This window comes from Streptomyces sp. NPDC060198, from assembly GCF_042728415.1.
Classification (GTDB): domain Bacteria; phylum Actinomycetota; class Actinomycetes; order Streptomycetales; family Streptomycetaceae; genus Streptomyces.
The window spans coordinates 1-22,466 of record NZ_JBHWZJ010000038.1; the positions used below are offsets into that span (position 1 = coordinate 1).

General features: G+C 71.4%; 16 protein-coding genes, 1 other RNA gene and 1 pseudogene. 4 read left to right on the forward strand and 14 right to left on the reverse strand.

The window, feature by feature from the left end; translation table 11 throughout:
• Positions 1 to 50 precede the first annotated feature (50 nt).
• From ACFWEP_RS08235 to ACFWEP_RS08270, 8 genes are all read right to left on the reverse strand, one after another.
• Positions 51 to 2,462, reverse strand: coding sequence for a HelD family protein (locus ACFWEP_RS08235; RefSeq protein ID WP_387367472.1), 2,412 nt, complete (start codon positions 2,460 to 2,462; stop codon positions 51 to 53).
• 120 nt (positions 2,463 to 2,582) lie between these two features.
• On the reverse strand, positions 2,583 to 3,134 hold the full coding sequence (locus ACFWEP_RS08240) for a GNAT family N-acetyltransferase (RefSeq protein WP_387367475.1): 552 nt from the start codon (positions 3,132 to 3,134) through the stop codon (positions 2,583 to 2,585).
• A gap of 119 nt (positions 3,135 to 3,253) precedes the next feature.
• Positions 3,254 to 4,396 (reverse strand): uroporphyrinogen-III synthase, encoded by a 1,143-nt coding sequence (locus ACFWEP_RS08245; RefSeq protein WP_387367478.1) that lies wholly within the window; start codon positions 4,394 to 4,396, stop codon positions 3,254 to 3,256.
• Positions 4,397 to 4,562: 166 nt separating this feature from the next.
• Positions 4,563 to 5,906, reverse strand: coding sequence for a nitrate/nitrite transporter (locus ACFWEP_RS08250; RefSeq protein WP_387367481.1), 1,344 nt, complete (start codon positions 5,904 to 5,906; stop codon positions 4,563 to 4,565).
• Between the two features lie 170 nt (positions 5,907 to 6,076).
• The gene (locus ACFWEP_RS08255) at positions 6,077 to 7,510 is read right to left on the reverse strand and encodes an acyltransferase family protein (protein WP_387367484.1); all 1,434 of its coding nucleotides are present in this window, start codon (positions 7,508 to 7,510) and stop codon (positions 6,077 to 6,079) included.
• Positions 7,507 to 9,642, reverse strand: coding sequence for a glycosyltransferase (locus tag ACFWEP_RS08260; protein ID WP_387367530.1), 2,136 nt, complete (start codon positions 9,640 to 9,642; stop codon positions 7,507 to 7,509). Before ACFWEP_RS08260 ends, ACFWEP_RS08255 begins: the two co-directional genes overlap by 4 nt.
• A 63-nt stretch (positions 9,643 to 9,705) precedes the next feature.
• Positions 9,706 to 10,341 (reverse strand): hypothetical protein, encoded by a 636-nt coding sequence (locus ACFWEP_RS08265; RefSeq protein ID WP_387367487.1) that lies wholly within the window; start codon positions 10,339 to 10,341, stop codon positions 9,706 to 9,708.
• 220 nt (positions 10,342 to 10,561) lie between these two features.
• Positions 10,562 to 11,533, reverse strand: coding sequence for a LysR family transcriptional regulator (locus tag ACFWEP_RS08270; RefSeq protein WP_387367490.1), 972 nt, complete (start codon positions 11,531 to 11,533; stop codon positions 10,562 to 10,564).
• A 227-nt stretch (positions 11,534 to 11,760) separates the two neighbouring features.
• On the opposite strand from ACFWEP_RS08270, the gene ACFWEP_RS08275 reads away from it, so the two are divergent.
• From ACFWEP_RS08275 to ACFWEP_RS08285, 3 genes and pseudogenes are all read left to right on the forward strand, one after another.
• Positions 11,761 to 12,963: an MFS transporter gene (locus tag ACFWEP_RS08275; protein WP_387367533.1), complete on the forward strand. Its 1,203-nt coding sequence runs from the start codon at positions 11,761 to 11,763 to the stop codon at positions 12,961 to 12,963.
• A 178-nt stretch (positions 12,964 to 13,141) separates the two neighbouring features.
• A pseudogene (locus ACFWEP_RS08280) lies at positions 13,142 to 14,388 on the forward strand (alginate lyase family protein).
• 101 nt (positions 14,389 to 14,489) lie between these two features.
• Entirely contained in the window at positions 14,490 to 16,181 is a 1,692-nt protein-coding gene (locus ACFWEP_RS08285; RefSeq protein WP_387367493.1) for a DUF885 domain-containing protein, read from the forward strand.
• Positions 16,182 to 16,282: 101 nt separating this feature from the next.
• Here ACFWEP_RS08285 and ssrA read toward each other — a convergent pair.
• The 5 genes from ssrA to ftsE all read right to left on the reverse strand — a co-directional run bounded on the left by ssrA (position 16,283) and on the right by ftsE (position 20,632).
• Positions 16,283 to 16,669, reverse strand: a transfer-messenger RNA (tmRNA) gene (ssrA, locus tag ACFWEP_RS08290).
• A gap of 163 nt (positions 16,670 to 16,832) precedes the next feature.
• Positions 16,833 to 17,321 carry an SsrA-binding protein SmpB gene (gene smpB / locus ACFWEP_RS08295; protein ID WP_327176063.1) on the reverse strand — a complete coding sequence of 163 codons (489 nt, stop codon included), beginning with the start codon at positions 17,319 to 17,321 and terminating at the stop codon, positions 16,833 to 16,835.
• Positions 17,322 to 17,339: 18 nt separating this feature from the next.
• Positions 17,340 to 18,527, reverse strand: coding sequence for a S41 family peptidase (locus ACFWEP_RS08300; protein ID WP_387367497.1), 1,188 nt, complete (start codon positions 18,525 to 18,527; stop codon positions 17,340 to 17,342).
• 449 nt (positions 18,528 to 18,976) lie between these two features.
• The gene (gene ftsX / locus ACFWEP_RS08305) at positions 18,977 to 19,894 is read right to left on the reverse strand and encodes a permease-like cell division protein FtsX (RefSeq protein WP_387367500.1); all 918 of its coding nucleotides are present in this window, start codon (positions 19,892 to 19,894) and stop codon (positions 18,977 to 18,979) included.
• A 48-nt stretch (positions 19,895 to 19,942) separates the two neighbouring features.
• On the reverse strand, positions 19,943 to 20,632 hold the full coding sequence (ftsE, locus tag ACFWEP_RS08310; protein WP_328721403.1) for a cell division ATP-binding protein FtsE: 690 nt from the start codon (positions 20,630 to 20,632) through the stop codon (positions 19,943 to 19,945).
• Positions 20,633 to 21,008: 376 nt separating this feature from the next.
• Here ftsE and ACFWEP_RS08315 point away from each other — a divergent pair, with 376 nt between their 5' ends.
• Positions 21,009 to 21,206 carry a hypothetical protein gene (locus ACFWEP_RS08315; protein WP_387367503.1) on the forward strand — a complete coding sequence of 66 codons (198 nt, stop codon included), beginning with the start codon at positions 21,009 to 21,011 and terminating at the stop codon, positions 21,204 to 21,206.
• Positions 21,207 to 21,358: 152 nt separating this feature from the next.
• Here the strand turns inward: ACFWEP_RS08315 and ACFWEP_RS08320 are convergent, their stop codons facing one another.
• On the reverse strand, positions 21,359 to 22,210 hold the full coding sequence (locus tag ACFWEP_RS08320; RefSeq protein WP_387367506.1) for a hypothetical protein: 852 nt from the start codon (positions 22,208 to 22,210) through the stop codon (positions 21,359 to 21,361).
• Between the last annotated feature and the right edge of the window lie 256 nt (positions 22,211 to 22,466).

Sequence of the window (22,466 nt, forward strand, 5' to 3'; positions counted from 1 at the left end):
CCCGGTGACCGGGTCGCCGCAGGGCGAAAACCCTTGCGGCGACCGGCCCGTCAGTCCCGCAGCAGGTCCGGCACTCCGTCCTCGTCGGGCAGGTCGGCGGCGGCCGAGACCACCGTCAGCTGTTGCGTCGCCCGGGTGAGGGCCACGTACAGGACGCGCAGTCCGGCGGGGGACTCGTCGGCGATCTCCGCTGGGGAGACCACCACCGTGGCGTCGTACTCCAGCCCCTTGGCCTCCAGGCTGCCGAGCGCCACCACGCGCTCCCCGAGGCCGGCCAGCCAGTCGCGGGCCTGGACACGGCGGTTCATCGCCACGACCACGCCGACGGTGCCGTCGACCCGGTCGAGCAGCCGGCGCGCCTCCTCGCGGACGCATGCGGCGAGCTCCTGGTCGCCCACGGTCGCGAAGCGCGGCTCGATGCCCGTGGAGCGGACGGCGGACGGCGACTTCGTGCCGGGCATGGCGAGCGCCAGCACCTTCGACGCGAGCTCGGCGATCTCCGCCGGGTTGCGGTAGTTCACGGTGAGCGTGAAACGGCGGCGGGGGCGGTTGCCGAGCGCCTCGTCGCGCGCGGCGCCGGCCTCGTCCGGGTCGGACCAGGAGGACTGCGCCGGGTCACCGACGATGGTCCAGGTGGCGTGCCGGCCCCGGCGCCCGACCATCCGCCACTGCATGGGCGTCAGGTCCTGCGCCTCGTCGACGATGACGTGCGCGTACTCGGTGCGCTCCTCCGCCAGGCGTTCGGCCCGCTCGCGGCGGGTCTCCTCGCGCTGCGGCATCAGCTCCTCGAGGCCGGAGAGCTGGTCGAGCGGGTCCAGGTCGCGCTTCTTGCGCGGCCGCGCCGGTGCGCCGAGCAGGGCCTGGAGCTCGTCCAGGAGCGCCACGTCGTGCACGGAGAGGGGGCCCTTGCCGTCCGCGCCCAGGCGCTTGAGGGAGCGCGAGAGGCGGCGTACCTCGCCCTGGTTGAGGACGCGGCGGGACCAGCGGGCCAGCCGCTTCTCGTCGGCCATCGCGGCGAGCACCCCGCGCGGGGTCAACTCCGGCCACCAGGCGTCCAGGAACTCGAGGAACGGGGTCTCGGTGGAGACGTCGTCGTCGAAGGAGGAGCGGAGTTCGGCGGCCAGCTCGGGGTCGGTGTAGCGCCCCCGGCCGGACGACTTGCTCCAGAGCGCGTCGAGCAGCAGCTTGCGGGCGCGCGGGCGCAGCAGGTTGACGGGGGCGGAGCCGCCCAGCGCGTTGTGGCGGATGCGCTGGAGCTCGTCGGCCTCCAGCTCGACGCGGGCACCGAAGGCGACGACGCGCAGCCGCGTCGGGGTCGCGGGTCTCGCGCCGCCGGACACGGTGACGGCTGCGGGCTCCGGCTCGCCGAAGGAGAGCTGGCCGTCCTCGCGGGGCGCCGGAGCGGGCGCGGTGCGCGGGGCGGGCTGGTCCAGGGCGCCGCGGGAGGCCTTGCGCAGGACCTGGAGCATCCGGGAGGAACCCTTGATACGGGCCACCGCGGGCTCGTCGTAGGTGGTGGCGCCCTCGACGCCGGCCGCCTCGTCGGAGAGGGAGCCGACCGCGCGGATGGCGACCTGCCCCTCCTCGCCGAGGGAGGGCAGCACGCCCTCGGTGTAGGCGACGAGCAGCGGGGTCGGCGAGACGATCAGGATGCCGCCCGCGTACCGCCGCCGGTCCTGGTAGAGGAGGTACGCGGCGCGGTGCAGGGCCACGGCGGTCTTGCCGGTGCCGGGGCCGCCGGTGACCTCGGTGACGGAGGCGGCGGGGGCGCGGATGACGAGGTCCTGCTCGGCCTGGATGGACGAGACGATGTCCCGCATGGTGTGGCTGCGGGCCTGGCCCAGCGCGGCCATCAGGGCGCCGTCGCCGATGACGGGCAGCTTCTCGCCGTCCAGGTACGCCGTCAGCTCGGGGCGCATCAGGTCGTCCTCGACGCCGAGGACGCGGCGGCCCCGGGAGCGGATGACGCGGCGGCGCACGACGCGCCCGGGTTCCTTGGGGGTGGAGCGGTAGAAGGGCGCGGCGGCCGGGGCACGCCAGTCGATCACCAGCGGCGAGTAGTCGGCCGCCAGCACGCCGATCCGGCCGATGTGCAGCGTCTCGGCGATGTCCGCCGTGTCGTCCGGGCGTACGGCCTCGTCGGCGGGCTCGACGGAGGTGAAGGCGCCGTCGGGTCCGCGCTCGCCGTCCTTGCCGAGGAGCAGGTCGACGCGGCCGAAGAGGAAGTCCTCGAACTCGCTGTGCAGCCGGTTGAGGTGAATGCCCGCCCGGAAGACCTGGGCGTCCCGTTCGGCGAGGGCGCCGGGGGTACCGACCTGGCCTCGCTTGACGGCGTCGTGCATGAGGAATTGAGCCTCGTCGATCTTCTCTTCGAGGCGGTCGTAGACCCGGTCCAGATGATCCTGTTCGACACCGATTTCCCGGTCCCGCAGAGAATCGACAGCGGCATCCTGCGCGGCCACCGAGGCCCCTTTCTGACGTGCGTTGGGCAGCCGTCAACCGTACGCGACGGGGGGCCGGTGCGCATCAGGCGGGGCGCCCCGATCGTGCACCGGGACCCGGTCGGACGCGGAGGACCTGTGTCAGAGGAGCGGGGGCTCGTCGTGCAGGATGCGCTGGAAGAGCCGGTGGTCGCGCCATTCCCCGTCGATGTACAGGAAATCGGGGGCCAGGCCGAACTCCTCGAAGCCGCTCTTCTCCAGCACTCGCTGCGAGGCGGTGTTGTACAGCAGGACGCCGGCCTCGACCCGGTGCAGCCCGAGGTCGTCGCGGGCGAGCTCGCAGATCCGGCGGACCGCCGCGGTGGCGATGCCCCGGCCGGCCTGCTCGACGGAGACCCAGTAGCCGAAGACCGCGCTGCGGAACGCGCCGAGGGCCACCCCGGAGAGGGTGAAGGAGGCGACCGCCCGGTCCTCCTCGTCGGCGGCGACCCAGGCGTGCCCTCCGGCGGCGAGGTGACCGGCGAGGCGTTCGGCCTGGCCCTCGGGCGTGTAGAAGGAGTCGGGGCGCACCGGCTCGAAGGGGGCCATGTACGTGCGGCTGCGCAGCAGCGCGTCGGCGAGCGCGGGGGCGTCGGAGGCGACGGCCGGGCGCAGGGATCTGTCGGCGGTCAGCGGGTACGGTGCGTCGGTCATCCCGGCACGCTACCCCCGGCCTCCGCACGGCCTCCTCGCGCCCCGGCCCTCCGGCCGGCTCCGCGCGCCGGGGTCGTGGGCGCTCCGGGCGCCCGGGCCCGGCCGCGCGGAGTCCGGGCTCAGTCGCCGTACTTGGTGTCCGCCACCGGGTCCAGGGCCAGCCGGTAGCCGCGCTTGACCACCGTCTGGATCAGGCGGGGCGAGCCGAGCGCGGAGCGCAGCCGGGCCATCGCGGTCTCCACGGCGTGCTCGTCGGAGCCGCTGCCGGGCAGCGCCCGCAGCAGGTCGGCGCGGGAGACGACCCAGCCGGGGCGGCGGGTCAGCGCGTGCAGCAGGGCCATCCCGGCGGGGGGCACCGGGCGCAGCGCCCCGTCGACGAGCGCCGCGTGGCCGCGCACGGTCATCTGGTGGCCGGCGACCGGCAGAGTGCGGGAGCGGGCGGGGAGCTGGGCGCAGAGGAGCTGGACGAGCGGGCCGAGCCGGAAGCGTTCGGGCTGGACGGTCTCGATGCCGCGGGCCTGGAGCGGCAGCGCGGTGACCGGGCCGACGCAGGCGACCAGCAGGTCGTCGTGGAGGGCGCCGAGCACCTCGGGGGCCATGCCGCGGGTCTGGGCGCGGTCGAGGAAGGAGGCGGCGGCGGGGGCGCTGGTGAAGGTGATCGCGTCGAGTCCGCGGGCGGCGGTGAGGTCGAGCATCCGGTCGAGGGGGGCGATGTCCTGCGGCGGCATCCAGCGGTAGACGGGGAGGTCGATGACCTCGGCCCCGGCGGCGCGGAGGCTCTCGGCGAATCCGGGGAGCGGTTCGCCGTGCAGCTGGAGGGCGACGCGGCGGCCGTCCACACCCTCGTCGAGGAGCCGTTCCAGCACCTCGGCCATGGACTCGGAGGCGGCCGACCAGGTTTCGGTGAGGCCGGCCGCCCGGATGGCGCCCTTCACCTTGGGTCCGCGCGCCAGGAGTTCGACGCCGCGCAGCCGGTCCAGCAGCTGTTCGCCGATGCCCCAGCCGTCCGCCGCCTCGACCCAGCCCCGGAAGCCGATGGCGGTGGTGGCGATCACGACGTCGGGGGCGTGGGCGATCAGTGCCTCGGTGGCGGCGAGCAGCTCTCTGTCGTCCGCGAGTTGCACGATCCTGAGGGCGGGGGCTTGGACGACCTGGGCTCCGCGGCGCTGGAGCAGCGTGCCGAGCTCCGAGGCCCGCCGGGCTGCGGTCACTCCGACCGTGAAGCCCGCGAGGGGGCCTTGTGTGGCTTCGACTTCCTGCATGGCGTGATCTACCCGGCTCTCGTTCCCGCGGTCGCTGCCGCTGTGCGGTGGACCGAGACTGTCAACCCCGCGTGACAGGCTCGGTTCCCCCGTATTTCCCGCCCGTTACGTCCTTCGACGCCTGACGGCCGTCCAGGAGGGTGGTTGACGTCCCGTCAAGGCCCTGTCAGACCTCCGCGAGCCCGCGCGGGGCGTTGGCGCTCGCGTTCGCCGGAGCGGTCACCGGACGGCGAAGGTATACCGCCCAAGTGAGGGCCGAACACACCGCGTAGAAGGCGAGGAAGGACCAGAAGGCGGCCGTTCCGGCACCGGAGGTCTGGAAGGACTGGCGGAAGGCCAGGTTGATGGCGAGGCCGCCGATCGCGCCCACCGCGCCGATGAGGCCCATGGCCGCCCCGGAGAGCCGCCGCCCCTCGGCCGCGGCCTCCTCGCCGCGCAGGCCGCGGCTGACTGCCTTGGCGTGGAAGATGCCCGGGATCATCTTGAACGTCGAGCCGTTGCCGAGGCCGGACAGGACGAACAGGGCGATGAAGCCGACGAGGAAGACCGGCAGGGACTGGGCGCCGGAGGCGTACACGACGACACCGGTGGCCGCCGCCATGGCCGCGAAGTTCCAGAGGGTGATGCGGGCGCCGCCGTGCCGGTCGGCGAGCCTGCCGCCGAGGGGGCGGATCAGCGAGCCGAGCAGCGGGCCGATGAAGGTGAGCGAGGCGGCCTGGAGCGGGGTGCGGCCGAACTGCGTCTGGAGGACCAGGCCGAAGGCGAAGCTGAAGCCGATGAAGGAGCCGAAGGTGCCGACGTAGAGGACGGCCATGATCCAGGTGTGCGCCTCGCGCACCGCCTGCTTGGCGGCCCCGGTGTCGTTCCGTACGGGCGCGAGGTTGTCCATGTACCGGGCGGCGCAGAGCGCGGCGAGGACGATGAGTGGGACGTACACGCCGAGGACGATCCGGGGGTGGGTGGCGCCGGCGGTGCCGATGACCAGCAGGCCGATGAGCTGCACGACGGGGACGCCGATGTTGCCGCCGCCCGCGTTGAGGCCGAGCGCCCAGCCCTTCTCGCGCAGCGGGAAGAAGGCGTTGATGTTGGTCATCGAGGAGGCGAAGTTGCCGCCGCCGATGCCGGCGAGGGCCGCGACGGCCACGAAGGTGCCGTACGAGGTGCCGGGTTCCATCACCGCGAACGCGACGGCGGTCGGCACCAGCAGCGAGAGGGCGCTGAAGACCGTCCAGTTGCGGCCGCCGAACCGGGCGACGGCGAAGGTGTACGGGACGCGGACGATCGCCCCGACCAGGGTGGCGGTGGAGATCAGGAAGAACTTGCCCGCCGGGTCGATCCCGTACTCCGGGCCCATGAAGAGGACCATCACGGACCACAGGGACCAGACGGAGAACCCGATGTGCTCGGAGAGGACGGAGAACCAGAGGTTCCGGCGGGCCACCGGGCGGCCCTTCTCCTGCCAGAAGGTCTCGTCCTCCGGGTCCCAGTGCTCGATCCAACGGCCAGCCATCACGCGCCTCCACGGGGTCGGGGTGTTGTCTCCGACGCTAGGGAAGGCGGGTTACCGTGCCGTGCCCCGAGGTGACCGGTGCGCAACCTTGCTCTCACCGGGCCGGGTGCGGCCCGGTGAGAACGACGACATGTCGCAGGACGATCCGTGGGGGGTGTGGCGGCGGCCGGTCAGTGCCGGTGGCCGCCGCCGGCGGCGGACGCGGGTACGGGCGTCGGCCGGGCGGGCTTGCCGGACGGCCAGAGCCGCGGCCTGCGTTTCGCCGCGACGTCCTCCACCCAGCCGAAGGCCAGGATCGCGAGTCCTATCAGCGGCCATATCAGGATCAGGCTCAGCCCGGTGTAGAGGCCGTCGGAGTAGGCGCCGAGGTGCTCGTCGACCCAGCCGATCCGCCACATCTGGTCTATCAACGGCACGGTCGCCATGAGCAGCAGGTTGTGCCATATGTAGATCGTCACGGCACGGTTGTTGGCGAGCGTGACGAGTCCGTCGTACGGGGCGAGGCGGCCGGGCAGCTTCTCCCACGACGGGGCGTACTGCAGCAGGATCAGGCAGAACCCGAAGGACCAGGTGGCCTGGGCGAGCGGGATCTCGTCGAGGTTCCAGCCCTCCTCGGTGAGGTGTCCGGAGGCCCACCAGATGCCGAAGCCCATGATGATCGCGGCCGAGGAGACGGTGAGATAGCGCGGGACCTGCTTCAGCAGACCGTCGTGGTGGGCGAAGCCGAGGATCCAGCAGGAGGCGAACACCGTGAAGTCCACGACGCCTTCGCCGGTCGCGCCCGGGATGGTGACCAGCCCGGTGCCGAAGATCGCGGTGAGGCCGATCGGCGCGAGCATCGTCGCCCAGGGCATCTTGCGGAACGCCTTGAGCAGCAGCGGGGACGCGATGACGAACCACAGGTAGGCGCGGATGTACCAGAGCGGGCCTGCCGCCTGGTCGGCCCAGGTGAGTTCGAGCCAGCCGCCCTCGGAGCCGCTCTCCTCGGGGTAGGGCGGGGAGCCGACCGGCAGGACGTAGCTCGCCAGGCGGACGAACCACCAGAGCCCCTCCTCCTTCACGGGCTTCCAGCCGAGCCAGAACATCATCGGCAGCGCGACGGCGGAGAACAGCCACATCGGGGGCAGCAGGCGCCGCACCCGGCTGCGGATGACGCTCCAGGCGGGGCGGGCCAGCGAGCGGGCCATCAGCGATCCGGCCAGCGTGAACATCACGCCCATGGACGGGAAGAGGACGGTCAGCCAGGCCCAGCCGAAGAGGTGGTACACCACCACGCGGACCAGGGCCACGGAACGCAGCACGTCCAGGTAGCGGTCGCGGACGGGCCGCTTCGGGGCCGCCGGGACGGCGTCCGCCGGCTCGGGTGCCTCGGGTACGGCGGGGCCTCCGGCGTGCCGCCCGTGGTGCGGGGCGGGGGCCGGGGCCCCGGAGCCGGTGACGGTGCCGTCGCCGAGGTAGCTGCCGGGCCCGGTGGCGTACGGCAGTGACGGCGCGGGGGCTCCGGGCGCCTGACGGGCCTCGGGGACGCGGCGGTGCGCCGCGGGCGCGGGTACGCGCAGCCGCGCGGTGTCCTCGCCGCTCGGGGTGGGTTCGTTCCAGCTCATCCGACGGGCCTCCGGTGGTCGGCGCCTGCGGCGGCGCGTGCTCCCGGTGCCGCGCCGGGGGCGTCCAGGACGCCGGTGCGGCGCAGTTTCTGCCAGCGGAGCCGACCGCCGGTGAGGGCGGTGATCCAGGACTGGAGCAGCACGACGTACATGAGCTGCCGGTACATGATCTGCTGGAGCGGCAGGGAGATCAGGTGGGTCATGCGTTCCTTGTCGAGCCGGAACGCGTAGGCGGCGCAGACGACCTGGACCAGCAGCACGCCGAACCACGCGGCGACGGTCTTGCCGGTGGGGCCGAAGATCAGCCCGTAGACCAGGAAGACGTCGATGAGCGGGGCGAGCAGCGGGGCGACCACCATGAAGAGGGAGACGAACGGCAGGCCGACGCGGCCGAACCGGCCGGAGTGTCCCCGGTCGAAGACGGCGCCGCGGTGCTTCCAGATAGCCTGCATGGTGCCGTAGGACCAGCGGTAGCGCTGGGACCACAGCTGCTGCACGGACTCCGGTGCCTCGGTCCAGGCACGGGCGTTCTCCGCGTAGACGACGTCCCAGCCGTCGCGGTGGAGGGCCATCGTGATGTCGGTGTCCTCGGCGAGGGTGTCCTCGCTCATGCCGCCCACCCGGTCCAGCGCGGTGCGGCGGAAGGCTCCGACCGCGCCGGGGATGGTGGGCATGCAGCGCAGGACGTCGTACATCCGGCGGTCCAGGTTGAAGCCCATCACGTACTCGATGTGCTGCCAGGCGCCGATCAGCGAGTCGCGGTTGCCGACCTTGGCGTTGCCCGCCACCGCGCCGACCTTGGGGTCGGCGAAGGGCTGGACGAGTTCGCGGACGGTGGACGGCTCGAAGACGGTGTCGCCGTCCATCATCACGACGATGTCGTAACGGGCGTGCGCGATGCCGTTGTTGAGCGCGGCGGGCTTGCCCGCGTTCTGCTGGCGCACCACGCGGACATTGGGCAGCCGCATGTCCTCGACGAGGTCGGCGGTGCCGTCCGTCGACCCGTCGTCGATGACGATGATCTCGATCGGGTGGTCGCTGGCCATGAGGGAACGGACGGTCGCCTCGATGCACTTGCGCTCGTTGTACGCGGGCACCAGCACCGATACCCGGCCGGTGACGGGTGCGTCGCCCCAGCGGAAGTTCCTGCGGCGGACCCGGCGGGCGTGCACGAAGGAGAGCAGCAGCATCAGGCCGAAGCGGCCGATGACGAGGACGCCGACCACGGAGAGGAGAGCCACCAGGACGCCGGTGACGTCCTCGGAGAAGCCCACCGCGGTGACGAAGGTCTTGCCCTTCCAGAGCGCGGCGCCGCTGACCGGGGTGAGCGCGCTCGGGGAGCCGAGCGCGGTGGTCAGGTTGGTGAACTCGTACCCCTTCTCCTGCATGGAGGGCAGGAAGCGGTCGAGCGCGGCCAGCGTCTGGGAGCGGTCGCCGCCGGAGTCGTGCATCAGGATGATCGCGCCCTTGCCGTGCTTGGGCGTGGCGTTCTTGATGATCGTCCGGACGCCGGGGCGCTTCCAGTCCTCGCTGTCGGTGTCGTTGACCACGGTGAGGTAGCCGCGGCTGCCGATGTACTGGGTGACGGGCCAGGACTTGTCGTCCATCGCGTCGGCGAACGAGGAGTACGGCGGCCGGAAGAGGGAACTGTGCACACCGGCGGCGCCCGCGAGGGCGAGCTGGTTCTCGGAGAGCTCCCAGTCGATCCGGCTGGTGGACTGGTAGGAGAGGTCGGGGTGGTTGAAGGTGTGCAGCCCGACCTCGTGGCCCTCGTCCACCATGCGCCGGACGAGTTCCGGGTAGCGGGAGGCCATGGTGCCTGTGACGAAGAACACGCCGTGGGCGTGGTACTCCTTCAGCTTGTCCAGCACCCGGGGCGTCCACTCCGGGTCCGGGCCGTCGTCGAAGGTCAGCACGATGTGGTGGTCGGGAATGCGCACCGAGGTGGCGGCCTCGGTCTTCGACCGGGCGTCGATGACGGGACCGCCGTCGAGGATGTGCTCGGGGACCTGGTCGGTCCCGACGGGGTTGCGGACGCGGTGGTCGGCGGCGATCTCGCTGTTCACGTATCCGCGCAGCACGAGCATGGCGAGCAGGGCCACCAGAATCAGGAACGGCAGGAGATAGCGCAGCGGCAATCTGCGCTTGGCCTTGGCCTTGCGGCGGTTCCTGACCAGCGGTGCGGGCTGAGTCATTTACGGGGTGCTGCTTTCTGGTGATACGACCGGCGGCTCGGTGGTCGGTTCCGTCGTCTCCGTGGGCGAAGTCGGCTGGACGGGGTCCGTGGTCGGGGTGTCGACCGGCTTCGTCGCCGAGGCCGGCGCGGAAGGCTTCGGGCTCGATCCGCCGCCGGTGGTCGCGGACGATCCGGCGGGCGTGCCCGCGGCGGGGCTTTCGGCGGGGTCGGAGGCGGACGCGCCGGTGGAGGCGCTGGCGGACGAGCCGGTGGCGCCCGGGGAGGCCGCGTCCGTGGCTCCGGCGCCGGGCGTCGGGCCGGTGGTCGCGCCCGGGTCGGTGATGCCGGCGACGCCGGTCGAGTTGGACGGGTCCGCGGCGGGCGTGTCCCCGCCCTTGTCCTCGTCGGCCTTCTTCTGCTCCTGGCTGGTGAGCGGGAGCCACGGCGCGACCGAGCTGCCGCCGAAGAGCGAGGAGACGAGGACGACGGCGAAGACGGTGCAGGCTGCGGCCACCAGCCAGCCGGCCCTTCGGAAGTTCTTGCTCCGCCGTCCGCTCTCGTCCACGAAGACGGGGCCGTCCGAAGCCTCCGGGGTACCAGGGTCGGTCTTGAGCTCGGAGAGTTGACGCCCCAGCCCGTCCAGCTGGATCGTCACGTCGTGCGGCTCATGGCTGTGCCCGGTCCGGGTGCCTTCTCGCCAATTTTCCACAGGTGTTCGCACATCCCCCACTCAGTGATTCCGGCACACATGAATGACTGGTTTCATGCCGTCGGACCGGGTCCCCACCCCGTCCGCGCACCACGTTCACCTTGTGCCCGGACTGATGAATGTAGCGCACGATGCTGACGCCAATGTCCCCGGATCGGGTTGTCCTTCACCTCTGGTACGCCATCGTCGCGGCGTCCGTTTCGGGCAGCCAGGAATCGGGTGGCCGTACCATCCACCCTTCTGACGACTGAAGTTGAACGGCGGCCGTACGGAGTGCGTCCAGACCGGGGTGCCGCATCCCCTTCCGGTGGACCAGCAGGAGCGGAGAGAGCGGGACGGGGCGCACGAGGGGTCGGAGCACGGTACCCGGAAGCGGAGGAAAACCGACAACCGCGAGCACCGGGTGCCCCGTCTTCGCCATGATCCGTTGAAATTCAGCCACTCCTACGGCAAGCGGAGTGGGCGGCGCCAGATGGATGCCCCACTCTTCGAAAAGGAGTGCGGCGAGGTCGGTCCATTCCAGGGTGCGCGCATTGCCCGCCCCGGCGTAGACGGTTTCCCCGGCCAGATCGGCGAGGGCGACGACCTCGCGTGCCGCGAGAGGATGAGCGGACGGCAGCAGGACGGCCATCGGCTCGTAGCGCACCGGCTGCACGTGGAGCCCGGCGCGCACCGCGGGATCGAGCCCGCCGGCACGCCCGAAGGAGGCGTCCAGCCGTCCGGCGAGGATCTCCCCGGCGGCCCAGGTGAGCCCGGACTCGAAGCGCGCCATCAGCTCGCATTCCGGAGCGAGCTCGCGTGCCCGGTCCAGCACCCTTGCGGCCGTCATCCCGTCCGTGTTCAGGTCCACCAGGAGCGGCCGGGCCGCTTGGTCGGCGAAGGCGGCGCCCAGCGCGGCGTGCGCGTCGAGCACCCGGCGGGCGTGCGGGACGAGCCGTTCGCCGTCCGGGGTCAGGACTACCTGCCGGGTCGAACGGACGAACAGCGCGGCCCCGAGCAGCCGCTCCAGCCTGCGGATGTCCCGGCTCAGCGCCTGCTGGGCCACGAAGAGGCGGGCGGCGGCCCGGGTGAAGTGCAGGTCCTCGGCGACGGCGAGGAAGGCGCGCAGCAGCCGGGGATCGAGGTCGGGGACGGTCACGGGGGGAATCTACAACACAGGTGCGTGAATCGGGCGCGGGCCGGTGTTGGACCGGACGGCGGTGGGCGGCCGAGGCTGTCAGGGTGCCGAATCCTGCCCCCACCGCCACCCCCGCGCCCACCTTCTCCCCCTCCCCTGCTTCCTCTCCCTCCCCTGCTTCCTCTCCCTCCCCCGCCTCCCCCTCCCCCGCCTCTCCCTCTCCCTCTCCCGTCTCCGCCGCGTCCGGCATATCCGTGCCGCCCGCACCCCGCAACGCGTATCTGCGGCTGCTCCGCACCCCGGGCGCCCGCGCCTTCACGGCGGGGAACCTGCTCGCCCGGCTGCCGATGGGGATGTTCAGCGTCAGCGCGGTGCTGATGATCGCCGGGTCGCGGGGCTCGTACGCCCTGGCGGGGGCGGTGACCGCGACCGGCCTGGTGGCGACGGCGGTGGTGGCGCCACTGACGGCACGGCTGGTCGACCGGTACGGCCAGGCCAGGATCGCGGTGCCCGCAACCGCTCTCGCGGCGTCCGGCGCCCTCGTCCTGGCGCTCTGCGTCCGTCTCGACGCCCCCACCTGGACCCTCTTCGTCGCGTACTCCGCCACGGCCACCGCCCCCAACACCGGGGGGATGTCCCGGGCCCGCTGGTCGCATCTGCTCCGGGACGACCCGGCTGCCCTGCACACCGCCAACTCCTTCGAACAGGCCGCCGACGAGCTCTGCTTCATGCTCGGCCCGGTCCTCGCCGCCGCCCTCTGCGGCACCCTCTTCCCGGAGGCGGGCACGGTCACCGGGGCGGTGCTGATGATGACCGGCATCCTGATCTTCACGGCCCAGCGCTCCACGGAGCCGCCGGTCGCACCCCGTACGGTCCGGACGCGCTCCCCGTTCCGCTCCCCGGGCATGCCCGCGCTGCTCGCGGTCTTCCTGGCGACGGGGGCGGTCTTCGGCACGATGGAGGTCGTCTCGATCGCGCACGCCGGGGGCGCCGTCCTCGCCCTCCAGGCCACCGGGTCCTGCGCGGCCGGCCTGCTCTACGGAGCGCTGCGGCCGGCCCGTAACCTCTCCGGCCGACTGGTGTTCTGCCTCGCCGCGATGACCGCGCTGATGTGCCTGCCGCTGCTGGCGGTCGCCACCACCGGCTCGCTCCTCACCCTCGGGCTCTGCCTGCTGGTGGCGGGCGCGGCCACCGCGCCGACCATGGTCACCGGCATGACGCTGGTCCAACGCCTCACCCCGGCGGCTCAGTTGAACGAGGGCATGACGCTCGCGGTGACCGCACTGCTCGGCGGTGTCGCCGCGGGCTCGGCCACCGGCGGCTGGCTGGTGGAGCACGGCGGCACGATCCCCGGCTACGCCGCTCCCGCCTGCGCCGCCGGACTCGCGCTCGTGGTCTCGGCCCTCGGGACGGGACGGGCGGGCCGCACGGGGCGGGCGGAAGCGGCATAGCCGACTGACCCCCGCTGGTCCACGCACGGACGATCGAGTTCACGTATACGAACATCAGTTGAGCTGGGAGTCTGCCGCGCGGTCTTGACGGCTCCCTGGTCTGTACCTATGGTCACCGGCCAGCAGGCGTGTTCAACCCCCAGTGCTTCGTTCACGTACGAGAACGGATGACCCCCGCATGCCAGTTCCCCCCACCCCCGTCCCCGCACCCGTCCCGGCGGTCCGCCGCCGCCCCGGGCGCCCCGCCCTCCTCCTCACCGTGGCCGCCGCGACCGCCGCACTCGTCGTCGGCTTCCTCTCCGGCCCGGCCGCCCCACGCGCCGAGGCCGCACCGGCCGCCTTCACCCACCCCGGGGTCACCGTCTCCCAGGGGCAGCTGGACTTCGCCCGCACCAAGGTCAACGCGGGTGCGCAGCCCTGGAAGGGCGCGTACGACCAGATGATGGCGAGCGGTTACGCGAGCCTGAGCCGCACCGCCAAGCCCCGGGCGACCGTGGAGTGCGGCTCCTCTACTCCAACCCCAACAACGGCTGCACGGACGAGCGCGAGGACGCCATCGCCGCGTACACCGACGCGCTCGCCTGGTACATCACCCGCGACGAGCGGTACGCGAAGAAGTCCATCGAGCTGATGGACGCCTGGTCGGCGACGATCACGAGCCACACCAACAGCAACGCCCCGTTGCAGACCGGCTGGGCGGGCTCCTCCTGGCCCAAGGCCGCGGAGATCATCAAGTACACGTACACCGGGTCCTGGTCCAACTCGGCCCGCTTCTCGACCATGCTGCGGAACGTCTACCTGCCGCAGGTCATCAACGGCTCGAACTCCAACGGCAACTGGGAGCTGTCGATGATGGAGGCGGCCGTCGGCATCTCCGTCTTCCTGGAGGACAAGACCTCCTACGACAAGGCGATCGCGAAGTTCCGCACCCGCACCGCGGCATACGTCTACCTCGCCTCGGACGGGGCGGTGCCCAAGACCGTGCCGAGCCAGAACCTCGACACCACCGCGAAGATCGTCAGTTACTGGCAGGGCCAGTCCACTTTCGTCACCGGGCTCACCCAGGAGACCTGCCGCGACTTCACCCACACCGGATACGGCATCTCGGCCATCTCCCACATCGCGGAGACCAGCCGCATCCAGGGCCAGGACCTCTACGGCACGGACGTCGGCGAGCGCCTGCGCCAGGCTCTCGGCTTCCAGTCCACGTACCAGCGCGGCCAGTCCGTCCCGAGCTGGCTCTGCGGCGGCTCGCTGAACCTGGGCCTCGGCCCCGTCACCGAGGTCGGCTACAACGCCCTGCACAACCGCCTCGGCATCGCGATGACCAACACCCAGGCCCTGACCGAGCAGAACCGCCCGGCCGGCAGCAACAACCTCTTCGTGGCGTGGGAGACCCTGACCCACGGGGACAACCCGAGCTGAACCACCGCCTGTCCGGTGCGCCGGCCGAGGCGGTGGGCCGGCCACCCGCCCGGCCGGAGGGTTCGGGGGACGTGCGCCCTTCCACGCAGTTGGATGGGCGCATGATGCCGATAGCGGAGCCACTCCCCCGTCAGGTCGCCGACGCGTACGTCGAAGCCCTCGTCGAACTCGACCCCGTCACGGGGACTTTCCTCGGCGTGAAGGAGAGTGCCGGCCGTCTGGCCGACACCTCACCCGCCGGGGCGGACGCCCTTGCGGCACTCGCGCGGACCGCGCTCGGGCGCCTCGCCGAGGCCGAGTCGCGGCCGGGCGCCGACACCGGCGTCGAGCGGCGCTGCGCACGGCTCCTGCGTGAGCGGCTCACCGCCGAGCTCGCCGTCCACGAGGCCGGCGAGCACCTGCGCGCGGTGGGCAACATGGCGACCCCGCCGCACTTCGTCCGGGACGTGTTCACGGCGATGCCGACGCGGACCGAGGAGGACTGGAGGGCCGCCGCGGAGCGGCTGCGCGCGGTGCCCCGGGCTCTCGCCGGGTACCGCGAGTCACTGGCGCTCGGCCTGGAGCGCAAGCTGTACGCGGGCCCGCGACCGACCGCCGCCTTCGTCGACCAGCTCGCCGAATGGGTGGACGCCGACGGAAAGGGGCGCGGCTGGTTCGAGGAGTTCTCGGCCGATGGCCCCGAGACGCTGCGGGACGAACTCGACGATGCCGCCCGCGTGGCCACCGCTGCCGTCGCCGGACTGCGGGACTGGATGCGGGACGTCTACGCACCCGCCGTCGAGGGCGCCCCGGACGCCGTCGGCCGGGAGCGCTACACGCGGTGGGCCCGCTACTTCAACGGCACCGACCTCGATCTGGACGAGGCCTACGTGTACGGGTGGTCGGAGTTCCACCGGCTGCTGGCGGAGATGCGGACCGAGGCGGAACGCCTCCTGCCCGGCGCAACGACCCCGTGGGTGGCGCTGGCCCATCTCAAAGAGCACGGCCGGAACGTCGAAGGTGTGGACGAGGTCCGCGACTGGCTCCAAGGGCTGATGGACCGGGCGATCGACTCGCTGGACGGGACCCACTTCGAACTCGCCGAACGGGTGCGACGGGTGGAGGCCCGCACGGAGCCCTCGGGCGGTGGCGGAGGGCCGTACTACACCCCGCCGTCGGAGGACTTCTCCCGTCCCGGACGCACTTGGCTGCCGACCATGGGACGGACCCGCTTCCCGGTGTACGACCTGGTGTCGACCTGGTACCACGAGGGTGTGCCCGGCCATCATCTCCAGCTCGCCCAGTGGAGGCACGTGGCCGGAGAGCTCTCCCGCTACCAGGCGACCGTCGGCATGGTCAGCGCCAACGTGGAGGGCTGGGCCCTCTACGCGGAGCGGCTGATGGACGAACTGGGTTTCCTGCCGGGGCCGGAAGAGCGCCTCGGCTACCTGGACGCCCAGATGATGCGGGCGGCCCGGGTGATCGTGGACATCGGCATGCACCTGGAGCTGGAGATACCGGCCGATTCGCCGTTCCACGCCGGTGAGCGGTGGACGCCCGGTCTGGCGGAGGAGTTCATCGGATCGCACAGCAGCCGTCCGGCCGACTTCGTGGAGAGCCAGCTGACCCGCTACCTGACCATGCCGGGCCAGGCGATCGGCTACAAGCTGGGCGAGCGTGCCTGGCTGCTCGGGCGGGAGAAAGCGCGGCAGCGGCGGGGCGAGGCGTTCGACCTGAAGGCCTGGCACATGGCCGCACTGTCCCAGGGGTCTCTGGGCCTGGACGACCTGGTGGACGAGTTGTCCCGGCTCTGAGTCCGACGTCCTGGTCCGGATCTCCACGGAAGAGGTCCGGATCTCCACGGAAAAAACCTCTGCCCCACGAGCGGGCTCGCGGGGCAGAGGTTTACATGGGGTTGTGGAGATGGCGGGAATCGAACCCGCGTCCAACGGTGCGGAACCAGGGCTTCTCCGAGTGCAGTTCGCTACGCTTTTCTCGGCCCCGGAGGTCACGCGAACAAGCCTCCGACAGGCTCAGTCACTGTTTGATTTCCTTCTAGGCCCCGTGACCGGGCTTAGAAGTTTAGATCCCTTAGTGATGCCAGGATCCGGGTCGGGACCACCCCCGGGCTGACACTCCGCAGAGTCTTCGCTAGCTGCTAATTAGGCAGCGAGGGCGAAGGCGGAGGAATCGCGCTTGGAATTGGCGATTATTGTTTGCGACATATGGTTTACGAGATCATTGTCGCTTCCTCGACTCGCTTCCCCTGCTTCGACATCCGCTGTCGAAACCGATCATCCCCATGTTGATTTTTCAATACGCGCACCCTCGCTGGGGTGCACGGCCCATCGTACGTGACCAACGCCGGACGATGCCAGCGTATTCCGCCGGTCACCCTTCCCGTGTGCCCGGACCGCGCCCCACGAACCCGCCGCAGGCCATGAGACAGACCTGGCGGCGCCCGGTCACGCGCTGCGCTGCCGGCGGCGGGCCGCCGAGATGGCGCGGTTGGTCTCGCGGGTGTCCTGCTTCTCGCGGAGCGTCTGGCGCTTGTCGTACTCCTTCTTGCCCTTCGCGAGCGCGATCTCGACCTTGACCCGGCCGTCCTTGAAGTACAGGGCGAGCGGGACGATGGTGTGCCCGGTCTCCTTGGACTTCGACTCCAGCTTGTCGATCTCGGCCCGGTGCATCAGCAGCTTCCGCTTGCGCTTCGCCGCGTGGTTGGTCCAGGTGCCCTGGACGTACTCGGGTACGTGGATGTTGTGCAGCCACGCCTCGTGCTGGTCGATCTGGACGAAGCCGTCCACCAGCGAGGCCCTGCCCATCCGCAGGGACTTCACCTCGGTACCCATGAGCACGAGCCCGCACTCGTAGGTGTCGATGATGTGGTAGTCGTGCCGCGCCTTCTTGTTCTGCGCGATCATCTTGCGCCCGGTGTCTTTTTCCTTGGCCATAGTGTGGTCATTTTCGCACTACGACCCACCCCCGAGGCCACTCAATACCGTCTCGGCCCGATCCAGGGCCCCCGTGCCGGCCACCACGTCCGGGGTGATCCCCCTGCCCTCCACGCCCTTGCCGCCCGGCGTGCGGTACTGCCCGACGGTCAGCTCCGCCACCGCACCGTCCGGCAGCTCGCTCGGCATCTGCACCGAACCCTTGCCGAAGGTGGGCGAACCGACCGTGACCGCGCGGCCCCGGTCCTGGAGCGCGCCGGTCAGCAACTCGGCCGCGCTCATCGTGCCGCCGTCCACGAGGACCACGAGCGGGCGCGTCGTGTCGCCGCCCCCGTCCGCGTACAGGGCGTGCTGCTCCCCCTGCACGTCGTACGTGGCGACCAGCCCGCCGTCCAGGAACGCGGAGGCCGCGACGACCGCCTCGCCGACCAGGCCGCCGCGGTTGGCCCGCAGGTCCAGCAGGATTCCGGCGTCACCGGGGGCGGACCGGACCGCGTCGCGGATCTCGCCGCCCGCGCCCCGGGTGAAGGCCGTCGCCTTGATCAGCACGGTGGAGGTGGGGCCGGTACCGAGCCGGCGCACGGTGACGGGCTCGGTGGTGAGCCGGGCGCGGTGCAGGAACTCCGTCCGGGCGCGTCCGCCCCGCTCCAGCCCGAGGACGACCGAGGAGCCGGCCCTCTCGTGCGTACCGTCTCCGCGCAGCTGGGCCACGACCTCGGCGACGGGGCGCCCCTGGGTCCGGTCGCCGTCCACGGTGGTGAGTACGTCGTCGGCGCGGATGCCCGCCCGGTCGGCGGGGCCCCCGGGCTCGACCCGGGCCACCCGCACCCGGCCGTCGGCAGTGCGGCGGGCCGAGAGGCCGACGCCGGTGTACGAGCCGTCGAGCGCCTGCTCGAACTCCTCGTACTCGCGCTCGTCGTAGACCGCGCCCCAGCGGTCGCCGCTGCGGCTGACGAGCTCCTCGGCGGCCTGGGTGGCCGACTTCCCGTCCGCGGCGGCCCCCGCGGCGGCAGCCGCCAACTCCTGGCGGTCGACGGGGACGAGGGAGGCGGCGGCCGGGCGGGTCCGCGTGTCGGCACCGGCCGCCTCGTCGCGCGGAAGCGATCCGGTGGCCGCACCGGTGGCGAGCACTCCGGCGAACACCAACGTCAAGGCCGCCCCGCGGCGCAGGCCGCGGGGCCCGTACCGGTACAAGGGCCCCTGCATGGCAGCGAGTCTAGGACGTGTCCGCCCCTTCGCGTCGGATAAGCGGGCGGAGTCCGGTGCGGTGCATCGCAAGGCGGAGGACCGCCCGTGTACTTGGATGTACACGGGCGGTCCGACAACGCCGCCGGGCCGTGTCTGATCATGTGCGTCGGATAAGCGGGCGGAGTCCGGTGCGGTGCATCGCAAGGCGGAGAACCGCCCGTGTACTTGGATGTACACGGGCGGTCCGACAACGCCGCGAGGTGCCGTGCCGGGCGCCGACCGCCCGACAGGCATGGTCAGGCACGACCCGGGTGCCGTGCCGGGCGCCGACCGCCCGACGTGCACGGTCAGACACGACCCGGGTGCCGTGCCAGGCGCCGACCGTCCGACGGGTAGGGGCGGACACGGCCCAGGACAAACCCCCTGTGCCGCACGGGTGCTTCACCGTGCGGCGCAGGGGGCGCATGTCACACCTTGAGGTACTTGCGGAGCGCGAAGAGCGCCGCGACCGCGGGCATCAGCAGCCCGATCGCGAGGACCAGCGGCAGTTTGGTGATGACCGCGTCCCAGCCGATGAAGTCGATCAGGTTCAGCTTGCTCTGCAGGGAGAGGCCGGCGTCGATGAGGAAGTAGCGGGCGCCTATGAGCAGAACACAGGCCAGCAGACCGCCGATCAGCCCGGCGAAGGCCGCTTCCATGATGAACGGCATCTGGATGTAGAAGCCCGAGGCGCCGACGAGCCGCATGATGCCGGTCTCGCGTCTGCGGCTGAACGCCGACACCCGCACGGTGTTGACGATCAGCATCAGCGCGATGACGAGCATCAACGCCATGACGAACAGGGCCGCGACGTTCATGCCGTTCATCAACTCGAAGAGGTTGTCCAGGATCGATCTCTGGTCCTGGACGGACTGCACCCCGGCTCTTCCGGCGAAGGCGGTGGCGACGACCTTGTACTTCTCCGGGTCCTTGAGCTTGACGCGGAACGACTCCTGCATCTGGTCGGGCGTGATGTTGCCCGCCATCGGGGTGTCGCCGAACTGGTCCTGGTAGTGCTTGTACGCCTGGTCGACCGTCTCGAAGGTGACGGTGTCGACGGCCGCCATCTTCTTGAGGTCCGCGTCGATCTCCTTCTTCTGCGCGTCGGTCACAGCGCCGTTGGAACACTTGGGCATGTCCAGGGCGTCGTTCTTGTTGCACAGGAAGATGGAGACGTTGACCTTGTCGTACCAGTAGTCCTTCATCGTGCTGACCTGCTCGCGGAGCAGCAGCGCGCCGCCGAACAGGGCGAGCGAGAGGGCGACGGAGACCACGACGGCGAAGGTCATCGTGAGGTTGCGCCGGAGGCCGACGCCGATCTCCGACAGGACGAACTGGGCGCGCATGGCGTCCTTTCAGTACTCGATGCTCAGATGCTCAGTGCTGGTGGCCGCTCAGTGCTGGTAGCCGTAGACGCCGCGCGTCTGGTCCCGCACGAGACGGCCCTGTTCCAGCTCGATGACGCGCTTGCGCATCTGGTCGACGATGTTCTGGTCGTGGGTAGCCATGATCACGGTGGTGCCGGTCCGGTTGATCCGGTCCAGCAGCTTCATGATGCCCACGGAGGTCTGCGGGTCGAGGTTGCCGGTCGGTTCGTCGGCGATCAGCAGCATCGGCCGGTTGACGAACGCCCGCGCGATGGCGACGCGCTGCTGCTCACCACCGGAGAGCTCGCCGGGCATGCGGTCTTCCTTGCCGCCGAGCCCCACGAGGTCGAGCACCTGCGGCACGGCCTTGCGGATCTCGCCGCGCGGCTTGCCGATGACCTCCTGCGCGAAGGCCACGTTCTCGGCGACGGTCTTGTTGGGGAGGAGGCGGAAGTCCTGGAACACGTTGCCCAGTTGACGGCGCATCTGGGGGACTTTCCAGTTGGACAGGCGCGACAGGTCCTTGCCGAGCACATGGACCGTGCCCTGACTCGCGCGCTCCTCACGGAGGATGAGGCGCATGAAGGTGGACTTGCCGGAGCCCGAGGAGCCCACCAGGAAGACGAACTCGCCCTTCTCGATCTCCAGGGAGATATCGCGCAGCGCGGGGCGACTCTGCTTCGGGTAGGTCTTCGAGACGTTGTCGAATCGGATCACGGAGGCACCATGGTCGGCCGGGAGTATGTGTGCGTGACCCTACGCGAATGCTCCCCGGCCGCGCAGGCGGCGTCTACGGATGGGTGATTTATGCCGGAACATGAGCCGGAACGCGTCGGGGCGGGTCCGTCATGCGGAACGTTCGGGCGCCCTCCGCACCCTCTTCGCGACAGCGCGTGACCCCGCACGGACCCGCGCGCGGCGCACTGTTCCCGTACTCCCCGAGGAGCCGCGCCGAATGTCGACGGAGCTGGCACAGTGGTAGGGGGAACGGTCACGCTCCCCGGAGCGTTGTGCGGACGGACGACCGGCCGGGCGCGAGAGAACGGCCGAGGGCGGCCGAGGACGGTTCCGCCGCGCGGGAGGAGGAGTGCGCATGACCTACGACAGACTGGTGTGCGCGAACTGTGCGGCGCCGGTGAACGAGGGCCGCTGCCCCGTCTGCCGCGCGAGCCGTGAGCGCTTGCGTCAGCAGGACCAGGGCCCCTTCGGTGGGATGAACCCGGTGCTGCTGATCACCCTGCTGGTGGTGCTGGTGTGCGCGGTGGCGCTGCTGGCCCAGCAGGTGGCGTAGAGCCCGGCCCCTGGAGGCGGCCCCTACGCGCCCGTACGGCTCCGAGGGGCGCCGGGCACCCCCTCGGCCTCGACGCGTGAGGGCCCGGGGAGCGGTGATGCTCTCCCCGGGCCCTCAGCGGTGTTTCTGCGCCCTGCCCCTGAGCCGGTGGCTCAGACGGCGGTGCGGCCACCCGCCAGACGCGGCAGGAAGCGGAAGCCGATGCCGCCGGCGATCATCGTCGCGGCGCCGAGCAGCAGGAACGTGGTCTCGGCCGCACCGGTCTCGGCGAGCTCGTCCTTGCCCTTGCCCTGCTCGGCCGGCTTGTTGCCGACGCTGTCGGTGTCGGTGTTGTTGGACTCGACGCACTCGGCACCGTCGAGGGTGACGGTGCAGCTCTCGTCACCGCCGGTGGACGAACCACCGGTGGAGTCGGAGCCGCCCGAGGTCGAGGAGCCGCCGTCGGTGGAACCGGTCGTGCCCGCGTCCGTGGAGCCATCGGTACCGGCGTCCGTGGAGCCGTCGGTGCCCGCGTCCGTCGAACCGTCGGTACCCGCGTCCGTCGAACCATCGGTACCGGCGTCCGTCGAACCGTCGGTACCGGCATCCGTGGAGCCGTCCGTACCGGCGTCCGTCGAACCGTCGGTACCCGCGTCCGTGGAGCCATCGGTGCCGGCGTCCGTCGAACCGTCGGTACCCGCGTCCGTGGAGCCGTCCGTACCGGCATCCGTCGAACCGTCGGTACCCGCGTCCGTCGAACCGTCCGTACCGGCATCCGTCGAACCATCGGTACCGGCGTCCGTCGAACCGTCGGCGCCCTCGTCCGTCGAACCGTCCGCACCCTGGTCCACGGCACCCGCGTCGTCGCCGACCTCGGTGCCGTCGTCGCCACCGTCGACAGCCGCGCCGACGCTGTCGGGCGTGCCGAACGCCTGCGCCGCACCCGCGGCGGTCAGGGAAGCGCCGGCCGCGATGATCGCGCCGGCGGCTATGCGCGCGATACGTACGCGCGTCTTCTTCGTCATCTGCTGCTACCCCCAGTAGCCGATCTCGTCAATGGAGCAGCACGTGTGAGGGACCTGGCTCTGCGGGGTTCGCTCCGAACCGGGCCGCGCTCGTCGCGGTCGTCCGGTCCGCCCCCACTCACACCCGTCCCAGTCATACGCACGCTGCTCCAGCACCCTGGCCAGAGTTGAGGATTACGTCAAGAGCGTTTCGGGCGATTGGCGAACCGGTGAGGCTTCTGACGGTTATTCACTGCCCCGACTGTGACGCAATCAC